13 protein-coding genes are annotated in these 17,296 nt (G+C 60.9%); 4 read left to right on the forward strand and 9 right to left on the reverse strand.

The window, feature by feature from the left end; all coding sequences use genetic code 11:
* Positions 1–43: 43 nt before the first annotated feature.
* Positions 44–1,456 (forward strand): vWA domain-containing protein, encoded by a 1,413-nt coding sequence (locus ACA070_RS30165; RefSeq protein WP_497449442.1) that lies wholly within the window; start codon positions 44–46, stop codon positions 1,454–1,456.
* A gap of 138 nt (positions 1,457–1,594) precedes the next feature.
* Here the strand turns inward: ACA070_RS30165 and ACA070_RS30170 are convergent, their stop codons facing one another.
* Together ACA070_RS30170 and ACA070_RS30175 are read right to left on the reverse strand one after the other, a co-directional pair.
* On the reverse strand, positions 1,595–3,571 hold the full coding sequence (locus tag ACA070_RS30170) for a methyl-accepting chemotaxis protein (RefSeq protein ID WP_497449443.1): 1,977 nt from the start codon (positions 3,569–3,571) through the stop codon (positions 1,595–1,597).
* 184 nt (positions 3,572–3,755) lie between these two features.
* Positions 3,756–4,676, reverse strand: coding sequence for a LysR substrate-binding domain-containing protein (locus tag ACA070_RS30175; protein WP_497449444.1), 921 nt, complete (start codon positions 4,674–4,676; stop codon positions 3,756–3,758).
* A gap of 159 nt (positions 4,677–4,835) precedes the next feature.
* Here ACA070_RS30175 and ACA070_RS30180 point away from each other — a divergent pair, with 159 nt between their 5' ends.
* Positions 4,836–6,230 (forward strand): NorM family multidrug efflux MATE transporter, encoded by a 1,395-nt coding sequence (locus ACA070_RS30180; protein ID WP_497449445.1) that lies wholly within the window; start codon positions 4,836–4,838, stop codon positions 6,228–6,230.
* A gap of 110 nt (positions 6,231–6,340) precedes the next feature.
* Here ACA070_RS30180 and ACA070_RS30185 read toward each other — a convergent pair whose 3' ends face one another.
* Positions 6,341–8,014, reverse strand: a complete 1,674-nt coding sequence (locus ACA070_RS30185) for a putative bifunctional diguanylate cyclase/phosphodiesterase (protein WP_497449446.1) — start codon at positions 8,012–8,014, stop codon at positions 6,341–6,343.
* Between the two features lie 259 nt (positions 8,015–8,273).
* Between ACA070_RS30185 and rep the strand changes: the two genes are divergently transcribed.
* Positions 8,274–10,283, forward strand: a complete 2,010-nt coding sequence (rep, locus tag ACA070_RS30190) for a DNA helicase Rep (RefSeq protein WP_497449447.1) — start codon at positions 8,274–8,276, stop codon at positions 10,281–10,283.
* A 69-nt stretch (positions 10,284–10,352) separates the two neighbouring features.
* Complete coding sequence (locus ACA070_RS30195) at positions 10,353–10,925, forward strand: xanthine phosphoribosyltransferase (protein ID WP_123434901.1); 573 nt, start codon at positions 10,353–10,355, stop codon at positions 10,923–10,925.
* Between the two features lie 128 nt (positions 10,926–11,053).
* Here the strand turns inward: ACA070_RS30195 and ACA070_RS30200 are convergent, their stop codons facing one another.
* The 6 genes from ACA070_RS30200 to dadA all read right to left on the reverse strand — a co-directional run bounded on the left by ACA070_RS30200 (position 11,054) and on the right by dadA (position 17,184).
* Positions 11,054–12,976, reverse strand: a complete 1,923-nt coding sequence (locus ACA070_RS30200; RefSeq protein WP_497449448.1) for an acetyl-CoA hydrolase/transferase C-terminal domain-containing protein — start codon at positions 12,974–12,976, stop codon at positions 11,054–11,056.
* A gap of 136 nt (positions 12,977–13,112) precedes the next feature.
* Positions 13,113–13,526: a c-type cytochrome gene (locus ACA070_RS30205; RefSeq protein WP_131060704.1), complete on the reverse strand. Its 414-nt coding sequence runs from the start codon at positions 13,524–13,526 to the stop codon at positions 13,113–13,115.
* Between the two features lie 181 nt (positions 13,527–13,707).
* Positions 13,708–14,256 carry a cupin domain-containing protein gene (locus ACA070_RS30210; RefSeq protein ID WP_007947433.1) on the reverse strand — a complete coding sequence of 183 codons (549 nt, stop codon included), beginning with the start codon at positions 14,254–14,256 and terminating at the stop codon, positions 13,708–13,710.
* 128 nt (positions 14,257–14,384) lie between these two features.
* On the reverse strand, positions 14,385–15,458 hold the full coding sequence (alr, locus tag ACA070_RS30215; protein WP_497449449.1) for an alanine racemase: 1,074 nt from the start codon (positions 15,456–15,458) through the stop codon (positions 14,385–14,387).
* Positions 15,459–15,554: 96 nt separating this feature from the next.
* Complete coding sequence (locus tag ACA070_RS30220; protein ID WP_109626698.1) at positions 15,555–15,908, reverse strand: RidA family protein; 354 nt, start codon at positions 15,906–15,908, stop codon at positions 15,555–15,557.
* Positions 15,880–17,184 carry a D-amino acid dehydrogenase gene (gene dadA / locus ACA070_RS30225; protein ID WP_497449450.1) on the reverse strand — a complete coding sequence of 435 codons (1,305 nt, stop codon included), beginning with the start codon at positions 17,182–17,184 and terminating at the stop codon, positions 15,880–15,882. The genes ACA070_RS30220 and dadA overlap by 29 nt, the downstream gene beginning before the upstream one ends.
* Positions 17,185–17,296 lie beyond the last annotated feature (112 nt).

Consider the following 17,296-nt stretch of genomic DNA (forward strand, 5'->3'; position numbering starts at 1 on the left):
GGCCTCTCGATGGAGGCCTGCACCCTTTTCAGGAATCGTCGTCATGCAGCGGGTCATCAGGGATGCGCAAGCCACACCGGAGGGGATGAGTGCGCTGCAAGCCAAAGTCGCCCTCATCCAGAAACACTTTCCGCCGACCGTCGCCAGCCTCTTCGCCATCCCGCGAATGGGCAGCGGCGACGTGCTGGAATGGTGGACCGAACTGGGTGGCCAACCCACGCCCTATGCCGACCTCAACGAGGACGCGCAACGACGCTTGCTGGAAACCTATGAAGTGCGTCAGACGTCCCTTGGACAGCTGGCGGACGAACTGCAAAAACGCGGTCAGCCCACGGTCGCGGATGACCTGCGCAGCCTGCTCGGCACGCCCGAGCTGGACAAACTCTACAGCCTCAATGGCGAGCCGCTGGTGGTGCGCTGGAACCAACGTCCGCCCAAACCGATCGTGCCGCCGGTGGCTCCGATAGTGCCGGTCGTGCCGCCGTCGCGCCGTGGCTGGTGGATCGCGGCCGCCTTGCTGGCGCTGCTGTTGCTGCTCCTGGCGCTCTGGGCTTACTGGTGGTTTATGCACCGCGAACCCGTCGTCGTGGTCCCACCTGTAGCGCCCGTGGTGACACCGGTCGAGAAACCGGTTGAACCTGTGCCCGAGCCTGTCGTGGAGCCGGAACCGGTTCCAGAGCCGGAACCCGCACCCGCACCCGTGCCAGAACCGGTGCCGGTACCCAAGCCCGTTCCGCCACCAAAACCTGTGGTTGTCGCCCCGCCACCGGCACCAACGCTGGACAACTTCGCTTGCCGCAAAAAAGCGCCGAACGCAGAGATCCCGCAATTCGTGGTGGTGCTCGACACCTCGGGTTCGATGGATTTGAACATCAAGTCCGTGAAAGCCGACGAGGACTGGTTCTTCGGCAATGAGCTCAACAAATACCTGGATGTGAACCGCACCACGCAGATTTTTGCCAAACCCAGCCGCATGGACGTCGCCAAGGACTCGCTGGCCGGCATGATCAACGGGCTCGATCCGAAGATCGACACGCGCCTCATCACCTTCGCCGGCTGCGAAAGCACACCGGACCAGGGCGTGTTCAAGTTTGGCGACCGTCAGCGGCTGATCAACGGGATTCGAGGCCTGGTGCCCAACGACGGCACACCGCTGGCCGACAGCCTGGCTCACGCGGCAAGCACCGTCGACGGACGCAATAACGATGCGGTGATCGTGATGTTCGTCGACGGTGAGGATGGTTGCCAGAAAGATGTCTGCGCCGTGTCCCGCCAAATCGCCAGGGAACAACCGCGCCTGCGGGTCAACGTGGTGAAAATCGGTGCCGGTGGCCCGTCACGTTGCATCGCTGAAAACACCGGCGGCCGGGTTTACAGCAGCACCAACGCGGCGGAGCTGGGCAAGCAGTTGAAACTGGCGAGCAAGGAAGTGTCGAGCAACGCCAAGTGCGATTAGTCACTCGGCTTGAGTATTGAGGTGAGCCCATCGCGGGCAAGCCACGCTCCCACAGGATTTGTGTCGTTCACGAGAGAGTGGAACGACACATAACCTGTGGGAGCGTGGCTTGCCCGCGATGGCTATTGCAGAGGCGACTCAACGAAACCGGTCAACCTCATGACGCAAGTCCGCCGCCAGCTTCTCCAGCTCTTTGGCGGTCACGGCCAGGTTCGACACCACTTCACGCTGCTCACTGTTCGCCAGCGCAATGCTTTGCAGGTTGCTGCTGAGCAACGTCGCGGTGCTGCTCTGCTCCTGAGTTGCGGTGGTGATCGCCGCAAATTGCTGGCCTGCCGAACGGCTCTGCTCATCGATCCGCGCCAGGGCCGAGGCCACATTGGCATTACGCGACAAGCCTTCCTGCATCAGCACATTGCCTTGTTCCATGGTGCTGATCGCGTTACCGGTTTCCTGCTGGATACTTTGAATCATCCCGGAGATTTCATCCGTGGCCTGACGCGTACGCGAAGCCAGGTTGCGAACCTCGTCGGCAACCACCGCAAAACCACGACCCTGCTCACCGGCACGGGCCGCTTCGATGGCCGCGTTCAGCGCCAGCAGGTTGGTCTGATCGGCGATCGAGGTAATCACCCCGACGATGCCGCCGATTTCCTGGGAACGCTGTCCGAGGGTGTTGATCACCGTCGCAGTACTGTTCAACGCGCCAGCAATTTGCTCAAGAGACGAAGACGCTTCATCCATCGACGTACGACCGATCTGCGTTTGTTGTGCGTTTTCCTGCGCCAGACGCTGGGTGTTGCCCATGTTGTCGGCGATGTTCAGCGAAGTCGCACTGAACTCTTCCACGGCGCCGGCCATGCTGGTGATTTCGCCCGACTGCTGCTCCATCCCTTCATAAGCGCCACCGGACAGGCCGGACAACGCTTGGGCACGGCTGTTGACCTCGCCCGAGGCCTTGCGGATGTGCTCGACCATGGTCGACAAGGCCTGGCTCATCTGGTTGAAGGCACGGGCCAACTGACCGATTTCGTCATTGCTCGACACGCTCAGGCGCACACTCAAATCACCGGCGCCCAAGGCTTCTGCCTGACGCACCAGGTCACCCAGCGGCGCGAGTTTGCTGCGCAGCAGCCAGACTGCCGAGCCGACCGCGATCAACATCGCCAGCAGACTGCCGATCGCCAATTGAATGCCGACACTCCAGGTCACGGCGCTGATTTCGGCTTTTGGCATGCTCGCCACCACCGACCATGGGCCGCCTTCGAACGGCACCGCCACGCTGTAGAAATCTTCGGACTTGTCGCTCCAGAAGTCACCCTTGCCCGGGGTTTTCGCCAGATCGACGATGGCCGGGACTGCCTGATCCAGCGCTTGCACGCCTGCAATCGGCACCAGCCACTTTTTCTGCTCGTCGAGCAACGCCAGGGAGCCAGTCTGGCCGATACGGAAGCGTTTGAGATTTTCGAACTGCGCGTTCTGCGCGTCGGTGTAATCGAATCCTACGAACAGCACGGCAATCACCTTACCGCTGCTGTCGCGCACGGGCGTGTACTGCGTCATGTAGGAGCGATCGAAGAGCAAGGCGCGACCCACGTAGCTCTGCCCCGCCATCAAGCGCGCATAGGCCGGATTAGCGTGATCCAGCAAGGTGCCGATGGCCCGGTTGCCGTCCTGCTTGGTCAAAGAGGTACTGACCCGAACGAAGTCTTCGCCACTGCGCACGAACACCGTCGCAACGCCCGCGGTCATTTGCTTGAACTCGTCCACTTCCTTGAAGTTGTTGTTCAGCACTTCGCTGCCCAGGTGCAATCCAGGCGTCTGCGCGCCCGCCACGGCCACCGGCTCGTCCGGGTGCACGCTCAGACCCGCGCTGAAGCGCTTCTCGAACAGGCCGGCCAGACGCTGGGTGCTCTCACGCAACGTGCCGTGAAAGGTACTCAACTGATCGGCCAGCAACCGGGCTTCACTGGCCAGGTGCTCTTCGCGGGTGGCGAGGTTGGCGGTGTCCAGCGAGCGCAAGGCGAACACGGTACTGCCAGTGATGACAATCGCCAGTATCACGGCAAGCGCAAGACCAAGCTGTGAGGCGATCCGGGCACGAGGTTGAGACATGACAGCTCCTGGCCGAGTGACCGGATCATCCTGATCACAACGCACACTCGGCAAAATTCTAATAAGGGGAATTACCTGGAACCAGCACGAAGGTCCCACCTGCAGATTTTCGGCGGCAAACCTGAATACTTGAGTAATTAGCCGGGATATGGCGCAAGGCCTCTATTGCAGAGGCTCTATCGATTCAGCTCAAGCGCTCGACATCCGGTAATTCCATGGCCCGGACCTCGCCTTGCAGGAAATCGCTGAGCCGGCGCAAACGTTCACCTCCAGGGCGGGTTTTCGGCCAGACGAGGTAATAATTCTCACCGCTGGCGACGGCAGTCGGCCACGGCAAACTCAGACGACCCTGAGCGACATCCTCCGCCACCATCAGCAAATCCCCCATGGACACGCCGTAGCCCCGCGCAGCCGCAATCATGCCCAGCTCCAGCGTGTCGAACACCTGCCCGCCCTTGAGCGACACCTGATCGGCCAGGCCCATGCGTAACAGCCACGTGCGCCAGTCACGCCGGTCCGGCGCGGGGTGCAGCAGTTCAGTGCTGGCCAGACGCGCGACATCCCACGGTTGATCGTCCATCAGGTTTGGCGCACCGACCGGGATCAATTCTTCCGGAAACAGCAGCGTGGCCTCCCAGTCCGGGGGGAAATTCCCGGTGCTGAGGATGACGGCACAGTCGAAGGGTTCGTGGTTGAAGTCCACGGTGTCGATGTCCATCCAGGCGCTGGTCAATTGCACTTCGTTGCCCGGTTGCAAGTGGCGGAAGCGGCTGAGGCGCGCCAACAGCCAGCGCATGGTCAACGTCGACGGGGCTTTCATGCGCAGGATGTCATCCTCGGCGCGCAAGGTATTGCAGGCGCGCTCTAGCGCGGTAAAACCTTCACGAATGCCGGGCAGGATCAGCCGCGCCGACTCGGTCAGTTGCAAGTTGCGCCCGCTGCGATGAAACAGTCGGCAGGCAAAATGCTCTTCGAGCGTACGAATGTGTCGACTGACCGCACTTTGGGTGATCGACAACTCTTCAGCGGCGCGGGTAAACGAGCTATGCCGCGCCGCCGCTTCGAATGCGCGCAAGGCATACAAGGGAGGAAGACGACGGGACATTCGCAAAGCTCCAATAGCGCGGTTACGCCACGTTAGCAGAAACTTGTCAGCATGAGTCTGACTCATGCCACCCATCCTTTTTATCCCTTTGTGAAAAGCCCGCAGAGCGCCGAGAATCGGCTCTCTCCTGTCGACTTTGATAATCGAGGCGTGATGACCATGCAGCATCCAGCACGTACCGAACTCTGGGCCATCCTGCGGCTGGCGGGGCCGTTGATTGCCTCGCAGTTGGCGCACATGCTGATGGTCCTCACCGACACCTTGATGATGGCGCGCCTGAGTCCGGAAGCGTTGGCCGGTGGTGGTCTGGGCGCGGCGACGTATTCGTTCGTGTCGATTTTCTGCATCGGCGTGATTGCGGCGGTCGGCACCCTGGTGGCGATCCGTCAGGGCGCGGGCGACATCGTTGGCGCCGCGCGACTGACCCAGGCCGGATTGTGGCTGGCGTGGTTGATGGCGCTGGTGGCCGGTCTGCTGCTGTGGAACCTCAAACCGGTGTTGCTGCTGTTCGGCCAGACCGAAACCAACGTCCAGGCCGCCGGGCAGTTCCTGCTGATCCTGCCGTTCGCCCTGCCCGGCTACCTGAGTTTCATGGCCCTGCGCGGCTTCACCAGCGCCATCGGCCGGGCGACGCCGGTGATGGTCATCAGCCTCGGCGGCACCGTGGCCAACTTCTTGCTCAACTATGCGTTGATCACCGGGATGTTCGGCCTGCCGAAAATGGGCCTGGTGGGTATCGGGCTGGTTACGGCGATTGTCGCCAACCTGATGGCCGTGGCGCTGGCGCTGCACATCCGTCGGCATCCGGCTTACGACGCTTATCCGCTGCGTCAGGGTTTGTCGAAGCCAAACCGACAGTATCTGAAAGAGCTGTGGCGCCTGGGCCTGCCCATCGGCGGCACCTACGCGGTGGAAGTCGGGTTGTTTGCGTTTGCCGCGCTGTGCATGGGCACCATGGGCAGCACGCAATTGGCGGCGCACCAGATCGCCCTGCAGATTGTTTCGGTGGCGTTCATGATCCCGGCAGGGCTTTCATACGCGATCACCATGCGCATCGGCCAGCATTACGGCGCCGGGCAGTTGCTCGATGCACGCCTGGCCGGTCGGGTCGGGATCGCCTTTGGCGCGGCGTCGATGCTGGGCTTTGCCATGGTCTTCTGGTTCCTGCCGAATCAGTTGATCGGCTTGTTCCTGGACCACAACGACCCGGCGTTCCGAGACGTCATCAATCTGGCTGTGAGCCTGCTGGCGGTGGCGGCGTGGTTCGAGCTGTTCGACGGCACGCAAACCATCGCCATGGGCTGCATTCGCGGGCTCAAGGACGCCAAGACCACGTTCCTGGTCGGGCTGGGTTGCTATTGGCTGATCGGCGCACCGGCCGCGTGGTGGATGGCCTTCCATTTGAACTGGGGGCCGACGGGCGTCTGGTGGGGGTTGGCGCTGGGATTGGCGTGCGCGGCGGTGAGTCTGACGCTGGCGTTTGAGTGGAAGATGAAGCGGATGATTCGGCGGGAGCCTTCAGTACACCGGTTCGAAGTCCCTCAGCCAGATTGAGATCCCCTGTGGGAGCGAGCTTGCTCGCGATGAGGCCCTTTCAGTTAACAGTGATGTTGACTGACACTCCGCCATCGCGAGCAAGCTCGCTCCCACATTTTTGTCCGTGTTTAGACTACGACTTCCATGGCGGGCTGTTGGCTGCTGCCAAACGTCAGATATTCAACCAATTCCGCCAACGGCAACGGCTTGCTGATCAGATACCCCTGCACCTGATCGCACCCAAACCCGCGCAACAAATCCAGTTGCTCCGCCGTCTCCACGCCTTCAGCCACCACTTCAAGATTGAGGTTGTGCGCCAGGTTGATCATGGCGTGGACCAGTTTGCGATTCTCTTCGCGCTCCTCCATGCCGCCGACAAAGCTCTTGTCGACCTTCAGCAAGGCAATCGGCAGGCTGTTGAGGTGCACGAAGGATGAGAACCCGGTGCCGAAGTCATCCAGCGAGAAGCGCACGCCCAGGCGCCCGAGAGCGTCCATGGTCTGCTTGACCAGATCGCTGCGGCGCATGACCGCGGTTTCGGTCAGTTCAAATTCCAGCCATTGCGCCTCGACGCCACGCTCGGCGATCAGCCGGCTCAGGGTCGACAGCAATTGGCTGTCCTGAAACTGCCGGAACGACAGGTTGATCGCCATGTGCAGCGCCGGCAAACCACGTTCGCGCAGCGCCTGCATGTCCCGCAGGGCCCGGGAAATCACCCAGTAACCCAGCGGCACGATCAAACCGCTTTGTTCGGCCAGCGGCACGAACTCGCTGGGCGCCAGCAACCCGCGCTCGGCATGCCGCCAGCGCACCAGGGCTTCAAGGCCGACGATCTGGCCGTCCTCAAGGTTCATGCGTGGCTGGTAATGCAATTCCAGCTCGTCACGGCGCAAGGCCCGGCGCAGCTCGCTTTCGAGGTCGGCCATGCTGCGGGCATTGCGGTTGATGCGTTCGTTGAAGATATGAAAGGTGCAGCCCTGAGTGCTCTTGGCTTGCTGCATGGCGATGTGTGCGTGCCACATCAGCGGGTCGGCGCCGGCCTGGGCCCTGGCGTGGGCGATGCCCAGGCTGGAACCGATCAACAGGCTTTCGCCGTCGACCCAGTAAGGCTCGGCCAGGGCTTCGGTGATGCGTTCGGCCATCCATTCGGCACGCTGAGGCGCGCGGCGGGTGTCGATCAGCAGGGCGAATTCATCGCTGCCCAGCCGCGCCAGTTGATCGCCGGCCTCAAGCTGGCTTTTCAGCCGCGCGACCACTTGCAGGATCAACCGGTCACCGGCCTGGTGGCCGAGGGCATCGTTGGCGTGACGGAAGTTGTCGAGGTCCAGGTGACCGAGGGCCAGCCCGCGGCCGTCGTTTTCCGCCAGACGCGCGGCCAGCAAGGTCTGGAAACCCTGGCGGTTGGCGATGCCGGTCAGCGGATCTTGTTCGGCCAGGCGTTGCAGGGTGTTTTCCAGCAAGCCGCGTTCACGCACATGGCGCAGGCAGCGGCGCAGCATGCCGGGATCGAGATGATCGCGCACCAGCCAGTCGCTCACACCATCGGGTGGCGCCAGTGGCTCGTGCTCAAGCAGCAACACCGTCGGCAAGCTGCAACGACCGGGTAGAGGCTGAAGCGCAGGAATCGTCAACAACACCGCGCTGCGGTTGTCATCGAACAGACTGCTGACCGACTCCCAGCTTGGCGCGCTGATGAGCACGGCCGAGCTCCCCATCGGAGCCAGACACTCGCGCAACAACGCTGCCCACGCTGGCTCTTCGGCCAGTAACAGCAAACGCAAGGGTTCGACAGGCGTAGACAAGCTAGCTCCCTAGACTCTGCAAAGATGTAGGCGGCGGGCATTATGCCGCGCCGGTAACCAATGACCAAATGACATCAGTTATCAAACGTGGCTGTGTCTGGAATACGAACATTAGCCGCAATACACCGCGCATCCTGCTTGAAAGTATCAAAACCGGCAATTAGAGAAAGCGTGTTGCGTCACAAGTCGGAGAGAGCAGCACAAATCGCTGAGCCTGTTAAAATGCCGGCCCATTTCGCAAATGACTCCCTGATTTCGTATGTCCCGACTCAATCCCCGGCAGCAAGAAGCCGTGAGCTACGTCGGCGGCCCTCTTTTGGTGCTCGCCGGTGCAGGCTCCGGCAAGACCAGCGTGATCACCCGCAAAATTGCGCACCTGATCCAGAACTGCGGCATCCGCGCCCAGTACATCGTCGCCATGACCTTTACCAACAAGGCGGCGCGCGAGATGAAGGAGCGGGTCGGCACCCTGCTCAAGGGCGGCGAAGGCCGTGGCCTGACGGTGTGCACCTTCCACAACCTGGGCTTGAACATCATCCGCAAGGAACATGTTCGCCTGGGCTATAAGCCGGGCTTTTCAATCTTTGACGAAACCGACGTCAAGGCCCTGATGACCGACATCATGCAGAAGGAATACGCGGGCGACGACGGCGTCGACGAGATCAAAAACATGATCGGCTCGTGGAAGAACGACCTGATCCTGCCGCCCGAAGCCCTGGAAAACGCACGCAACCCCAAGGAACAGACCGCCGCCATCGTCTACACCCACTATCAGCGCACGCTCAAGGCGTTCAACGCGGTGGACTTCGACGACCTGATCCTGCAGCCGGTGAAGCTGTTCCAGGAACACCCCGACATTCTCGAAAAGTGGCAGAACAAGGTCCGCTACCTGCTGGTGGACGAATACCAGGACACCAACGCCAGCCAGTATTTGCTGGTGAAGTTACTGATCGGCACGCGTAACCAGTTCACCGTGGTGGGCGACGATGACCAGTCGATCTACGCCTGGCGCGGCGCCCGCCCGGAAAACCTGATGCTGCTCAAGGACGACTATCCGTCCCTGAAAGTCGTCATGCTCGAGCAAAACTACCGCTCCACCAGCCGCATCCTGCGCTGCGCCAACGTGCTGATCTCGAACAACCCGCACGAATTCGAAAAGCAGCTGTGGAGTGAGATGGGCCACGGCGACGAGATCCGCGTGATCCGCTGCCGCAACGAGGACGCCGAAGCCGAGCGCGTGGCCGTGGAACTGCTGACCCTGCACTTGCGCACGGACCGGCCGTACAGCGATTTCGCGATTCTGTATCGCGGAAACTACCAGGCCAAGCTGATCGAGCTGAAGCTGCAGCACCACCAGATTCCGTATCGCCTGTCCGGCGGCAACAGCTTTTTCGGACGTCAGGAAGTAAAAGACCTGATGGCCTACTTCCGCCTGATCGTGAACCCGGACGACGACAACGCCTTCCTGCGGGTGATCAACGTTCCGCGCCGGGAAATCGGTTCGACCACGCTGGAAAAGCTTGGCAACTACGCCACCGGGCGAAAAATCTCGATGTACGCCGCCACCGACGAAATCGGTCTGGGCGAGCATCTGGATGCGCGCTTCACCGATCGCCTGTCGCGCTTCAAGCGTTTCATGGACAAGGTCCGCGAGCAGTGCGCCGGGGAAGACCCGATCTCCGCGCTGCGCAGCATGGTCATGGACATCGACTACGAGAACTGGCTGCGCACCAACAGCTCCAGCGACAAGGCCGCCGATTACCGCATGGGTAACGTCTGGTTCCTGATCGAGGCCTTGAAAAACACCTTGGAGAAAGACGAAGAAGGCGAGATGACCGTCGAGGACGCCATCGGCAAACTCGTCTTGCGTGACATGCTGGAACGTCAGCAGGAAGAGGAAGACGGCGCCGAAGGCGTGCAGATGATGACCTTGCACGCCTCCAAGGGTCTGGAATTCCCTTACGTGTTCATCATGGGCATGGAAGAGGAAATCCTCCCGCACCGCTCCAGCATCGAAGCCGACACCATCGAAGAAGAACGCCGCCTGGCCTACGTGGGCATCACCCGCGCCCGTCAGACCCTGGCGTTCACCTTCGCCGCCAAGCGCAAGCAATACGGCGAGATCATCGATTGCGCGCCGAGCCGCTTCCTTGATGAACTGCCGCCGGACGACCTGGCGTGGGAAGGCAACGACGACACGCCGGTCGAAGTTAAAGCGGTTCGCGGAAATACCGCACTGGCTGATATACGCGCGATGTTAAAGCGCTAGAATTGCCTACTTTTTAACCAAACACTTTTTACAAGCTGGGCGCACCCGGCGCCAGTAGAGGAACGCTTCATGGAAGCACTGCACCAGAAAATTCGCGAACAAGGCATTGTGCTGTCCGATCAGGTCTTGAAGGTCGACGCCTTTTTGAACCACCAGATCGACCCGGCCTTGATGAAGCTGATCGGCGACGAGTTCGCTGCGCTGTTCAAGGACTCGGGCATCACCAAGATCGTCACCATCGAAGCCTCGGGCATCGCTCCGGCGATCATGACCGGTCTGAACCTCGGCGTGCCGGTGATCTTCGCTCGCAAGCAGCAGTCCCTGACCCTGACTGAAAACCTGCTGTCGGCGACCGTTTACTCGTTCACCAAGAAGACCGAAAGCACCGTGGCGATCTCCCCGCGCCACCTGACCAGCAGCGACCGCGTGCTGATCATCGATGACTTTTTGGCCAATGGTAAGGCGTCGCAAGCGCTGATTTCGATCATCAAACAGGCCGGCGCTACCGTGGCCGGTTTGGGGATTGTTATCGAGAAGTCGTTCCAGGGCGGCCGTGCGGAACTGGATGCGCAGGGTTATCGGGTTGAGTCGTTGGCTCGTGTGCAGTCGCTGAAGGATGGCGTTGTCACCTTCATCGAATAACCCGCAACACCGCATTTCCCCTGTGGGAGCCAGCCTGCTGGCGATGGCGTCGTGTCAGTCAACATCTTCATGACTGACAGACAGCCATCGCCAGCAGGCTGGCTCCCACAGTTGGTTTGTGTTGGCTGTTACTGCGCGGTGGCTTTGAGGCCGGTGAGCAGTAGCCGTTGGAACAAATCCTCTTTCAGCCCTTCCGGGTTCGTCAGCTGCATCCGCTCCAGATGCTCCGGGTATTGCGAAGCCTCGGGCGCATCCAGCGCAGCCTTGCCCAGCTCCAGAATCTCCGTGAGCTTGAACTTGCTCTTCAACCAGTTCAACGCCCGCAACAGGTCCCGCTCTTCAGCGGTGAAATCACACCCCAGCGGATACTCCGGAAACAAATTCGCATGCCGCGCCTGAATCGCCTGCAAGCGCTCCGGACTGTTGTCGGCAAAACGCGGATCTATACGGAAACCCTTCGGCAACTTGCCAACGTTTTGCGCCTGCTCGATCAACCCCGGCTGGAAGCGTGAGTCGCTGATGTTCAGCAACGCCTCGATCACCGCCGCGTCGGTCTTGCCACGCAGATCGGCGATGCCGTATTCGGTGACCACGATGTCCCGCAGATGCCGCGGGATCGTGCAGTGGCCGTATTCCCAGACGATGTTCGAACTGACCTCACCGCCCGCCTCGCGCCAGCTACGCAACAACAGCACCGACCGCGCGCCTTCCAGCGCATGGCCCTGGGCGACGAAGTTGTATTGCCCGCCAACGCCGCTGAGCACTCGCCCGCTCTCAAGCTGATCGGCCACGCCCGCACCGAGCAGGGTCATGGTGAACACGGTGTTGATGAAGCGCGCATCCAGGCGCTGCAAGCGTTTGAGTTCTTCCTGGCCGTAGAGCTCGTTGATGTAGCTGATGCGAGTCATGTTGAATTCGAGTCGCTTGCTTTGCGGCAACTCCCGCAAGCGCTCGTAGAAACTGCGCGGCCCGAGGAAAAACCCGCCGTGCACGCTGATGCCGTCGGTTTGCGCGGCCTCGTCCAGGGTGCCGGCATTCGCCTGTTGCTGGGTCGGCACGTCCGGGTAGACCTTGCGCCGCACGATCCCGGCGTCGGCCAGCACCAGCAAGCCGTTGACGAACATTTCGCTGCAACCGTAAAGGCCCTTGGCGAAAGGTTCGATGCCGCCTTCGCGCTCGATCAACTGCGCCCACTGGCTGAGGTTGATATCCGCCAGCAACGCCTTGTAACCGTCATTGTCAGCCTGGCGCGCAAGCAATGCAGCGGTCAGGGCATCGCCCATGGCACCGATGCCGATCTGCAAGGTGCCGCCATCGCGCACCAGCGTACTCGCGTGCAGGCCGATGAAGTGATCCTGGAAACCCACGGGCATGTTCGGCGTGGAGAACAACGTGGAGTTGTCCTTCTCGTCGATCAGCAGATCGAAGGCGTCGATGCCGATTTCGGCGTCTCCCGGCATGTAGGGCAAGTCGTTGTGGACTTGCCCCACCAACAGAATCGTCTCCCCCGCTTCCCGGCGCTTGGCGATCATCGGAAACAGGTCGAGGGTGATGTCCGGGTTGCAGCTCAGGCTGAGGCGATCGGGATGCTCGGAATGGCTGGCCACCAGTTGCGCGACCAGGTTCAAACCGGCCGCGTTGATGTCCCGCGCAGCGTGGCTGTAGTTGCTGCTGACGTAATCCTGCTGGGCCGACGCGCTATGGAGCAGGCTACCGGGCTGCATGAAGAATTGCTGGACATGGATATTCGCCGGCAGGTTGTCTTTGTGCAGGCCGGCGAGGAAATCCAGCTCTGGATAATCGCCAAACACTCGCTCGATGAAGGGTTCGAGAAAGCGTTTTTGCAAACCGTCACCCAAGGCAGGACGGCCCAGGCACAGGGCGGTGTAAATGGTCAGCTGCCGTTCGGGCAGTTGCGCGACACGCTGAAACAACGCGTTGACGAAGTGGTTGGGTTTGCCCAGACCGAGGGGCAAGCCCATGTGGATATGCGCCGGCAACCGTGCCAACACATCATCGACCGCCTGCTCGATAGAACACAGCTGCACCATCTGATCCTCCCTTACATTCCGTGAATTGGGGTTGGACCGAGCTTGCCGGGCCTTTGCTGCAAAGAATAGTCCCCGAACGCAAATCGCAGGCACAAAAAAGCCGCTCGTAAGCGGCTTTTTCGCTGGAGATGAAGGCTTATTTCAAGCCGGACATCTTCTGGATGGCGCCCTTGAGATCTGCATCAGAGCAGTCGGCGCAGGTGCCTTTAGGCGGCATTGCGTTGACGCCGGAGATCGCCTTCGCCAGCAAGCCGTCAAGGCCGCCTTCTTTCTTGGCGCGGTCGCCCCAGGCTGTCGCATCACCAACTTTCGGCGCGCCCAACAGGCCGGTGCCGTGGCAAGCGTTGCAATGTTTCGCAATCACGGAATCAGGGGTTTTGGCATCACCGCCGCCCGCCGAAGCAGCGACTTCCATTCCCTTGCACTCTTTACCCGTCACACAAACCTGGCCGACGGGCTCAAGGCGTTTTGCAATATCGTCGTTCGTCGCAGCTTGAGCGCTGACAGCCCATAGGGCCAATACGGTTGCTGGTGCAGCCAGCATTTTCATAATTAGGTTCACGCGTTCACCCTCAATGGTGGCTAGTCACGCCCACGGCCACGGTTCGCAGGCGGGCGCAAGTATAGCGGTAAGCCCGCCGCACTGAAACAACCCCAAAGTCGAAGGGGTCTTATGCGTGGCGGAAAAACAACTCGGGCACCTCCGCAATGCTGGCGGGACGCCTCTTTTCTTAGAAATTCGCTGGAGTAGCTGCGCTGATTAGTCGCGCCGGCGCATCGAACGGATTACGGAAACGGTGTGGCTTGGTACTTTCAAAGTAGTAGCTGTCGCCGGCTTCGAGCACAAAAGTTTCGAGTCCGACCACCAGTTCCAGTCGGCCTTCCACCAAAATGCCGGTCTCCTCGCCCTCATGGGTGAGCATCTCGTCACCGGTGTCAGCGCCAGGCGGGTAGATTTCATTGAGGAATGCGATAGCCCGGCTCGGGTGCGCCCTACCGACCAGCTTCATGGTCACTGCGCCATCGGAAATATCGATCAGCTCGTTGGCTTTGTAGACGATCTGCGTCGGTTTTTCCTGCAGGATTTCTTCGGAAAAGAACTCGACCATGGACATGGGAATCCCGCCCAGTACCTTCCTCAGCGAACTGATCGAGGGACTGACGCTGTTTTTCTCGATCATTGAAATCGTGCTGTTGGTGACACCCGCGCGCTTGGCGAGCTCACGCTGGGAAAGACCTTTGAGCTTACGGATGGATTGCAGTCGTTCACCGACGTCCAATGCTGGAGCCTCCAGGGATTCAGGTTGTTGGAATATTGAGCGTTATCATGGCGACAGCGTTCAGTATTTACAACACTTTGGCCTGAATCCTGTTCAGCCAAACGACTTCCGGTACGGCCTGCTGACCGCTAACCCTCGGAATAGAGCTTTGGCACCCGGCGCAGGTTGCAGAAGATCTGATAGGGGATCGTGTCAGCGGCGGCAGCCACCTCGCTGGCGAGGATGTTCTTGCCCCACAACTCGACGGTCGAACCCAGGCCAGCCTGCGGCACGTCGGTCAGATCGATGCAGAGCATGTCCATCGACACGCGGCCGATCAACTGGCTGCGCTGCCCGGCAACCATCACCGGCGTGCCGGTCGGTGCATGACGCGGGTAACCATCGGCATACCCCATGGCCACTACGCCTACGCGCATTGGCTTGGGGGTGATGAATTTGGCGCCGTAACCGATTGGCTCGCCGGCCGGCAGTTCACGCACGCAAATCACTTTCGATTCAAGAGTCATCACCGGTTGCAGACGGGACGCCACGGCGTTGGCTTCTTCAAACGGCGTGGCGCCGTAGAGCATGATGCCCGGGCGCACCCAGTCACTCGGGATCTGCGGCCATCCCAGCACCGCTGGCGAATTGCGCAGGCTGACCTCGGCGGACAACCCCTGACGCGCCGCTTCAAACACCGCAACCTGCTCGGCGCTGGCCTGCTCGTGCAACTCATCGGCACGGGCGAAGTGGCTCATCAAAACGATTTTCGCCACATTGCCGCTGGCCAGCAGCCGTTGATAACCCGCCTGATAATCCTTTGGATGCAAACCAACCCGATGCATGCCCGAATCGAGTTTGAGCCAGACCGTGATCGGCTTGCTCAACGCGGCGCTCTCGATGGCTTCGAGCTGCCACAAGGAATGCACCACGCACCAGAAATCATGCTCGACGATCAGCGACAGCTCATCGGCCTCGAAAAAACCTTCCAGCAACAACACCGGCGCACGGATACCCGCTGCGCGCAGCTCCAAGGCTTCTTCGATGCAAGCCACGGCAAACCCGTCCGCGTCGGCTTCCAGCGCCTGGGCGCAACGCACCGCGCCATGACCGTAGGCATCAGCCTTGATAACGGCGAGGGCCTTGGCCCCCGTGAGTTCACGGGCGATCTGAAAGTTGTGGCGCAGGGCTTGAAGGTCGATCAGGGCACGGGCTGGACGCATGGCGGCAGGCTTCTAGGCGGTCATGGAAATAAAAACCGGCGCTGGCTGACGGCGTGAACCGCCAACAGCACCGGGAGAGGGATCTTTCTGACAGGCTTACGGTAGAGCGGCTACAACCGACAGCTCAACCAGGATTTCCGGTTCGCACAGCTTCGACTCAACCGTCGCGCGGGCCGGGGCGACGCCTTTTGGCAGCCACTTGTCCCACACCGCGTTCATGCCTTCGAAATGCGCGTCGATGTCTTTCAGGTAAATCGTCACCGACAGCAAACGGCTCTTGTCGGTGCCTGCCAGGTCGAGCAATCGCTCGATGTTGGCCAGGGTTTCACGGGTCTGCTGTTCAATCCCGGCACTCATGTCGTCGCCGACTTGCCCTGCCAGATAAACGGTGCCGCTGTGGACAACGATCTGGCTCATGCGCTCATTGGTGAGCTGGCGCTGGATTGACATGTTTTGCGGACTCCTGAAGTTTGGTGCCGTAACGAGAAATATCGAGGCCTTCGGCGCTGATCTGCGGCGTTTTCTTCGCCATCAGGTCGGCCAGCAAACGGCCGGAACCGCACGCCATGGTCCAGCCGAGTGTGCCGTGGCCGGTGTTCAGGAACAGGTTGCTGAACGGCGTAGCGCCAACGATTGGCGTGCCGTCCGGAGTGGTCGGACGCAGACCGGTCCAGAAACTCGCCTGGGCCAGATCGCCGCCCTGAGGATAAAGGTCGTTGACGATCATCTCCAGGGTTTCGCGTCGACGCGGGTTCAGCGACAGGTCAAAACCGGCTATCTCAGCCATGCCGCCGACGCGGATACGGTTGTCGAAACGGGTAATCGCGACCTTGTAGGTCTCGTCGAGAATGGTCGACGTCGGGGCCATCGCCGGGTTGGTGATCGGCACGGTCAACGAGTAACCCTTGAGCGGATACACCGGGGCCTTGATGCCCAGTGGCTTGAGCAGTTGCGGCGAGTAGCTGCCGAGTGCCAGCACGTAGCGGTCAGCGGTTTCCAGCTTGCCGTCGATCCACACGCCGTTGATGCGATCACCGGCGTAGTCGAGCTTCTGAATGTCCTGACCGAAGCGGAATTCCACGCCCAGTTTCACGGCCATTTCGGCCAGTCGAACGGTGAACATCTGGCAGTCGCCGGTCTGGTCGTTCGGCAGGCGCAGGGCACCGGCGAGGATATCGGTGACGCCGGCCAGCGCCGGTTCAACCCGAGCAATGCCGGCGCGGTCGAGCAATTCGAACGGCACGCCGGACTCTTTCAGCACGGCGATGTCTTTCGCGGCGTTGTCGAGCTGAGCCTGGGTGCGGAACAGTTGGGTCGTACCGAGGCTGCGGCCTTCGTAGGCAATGCCGGTTTCAGCGCGCAATTCGTCGAGGCAGTCACGGCTGTACTCGGACAGACGGACCATGCGCTCTTTGTTCACTGCGTAACGGCTGGCGGTGCAATTGCGCAGCATCTGCGCCATCCACAGGTATTGGTCGATGTCGGCGGTGGCCTTGATCGCCAACGGCGCGTGGCGCTGCAGCAGCCACTTGATGGCCTTGAGCGGCACGCCCGGCGCGGCCCAAGGCGAGGCATAACCCGGCGATACCTGCCCGGCGTTGGCGAAACTGGTCTCCATGGCAGCGGCCGGCTGACGGTCTACCACCACCACTTCGAACCCGGCACGCGCCAGATAGTAAGCACTGGTGGTACCGATGACGCCGCTACCCAAGACCATAACGCGCATTTTCATATCCCTCATCGCGGCTTGCCGCTGACGTTCGTAGTTGTAGAGCATTGATGTGCGCAGTGTAAAAAAGATTAGGCAGTGCTTTTCACTATATAACTGCCTATATTTG

The sequence above is a fragment of the Pseudomonas sp. LBUM1678 genome, assembly GCF_059695575.1.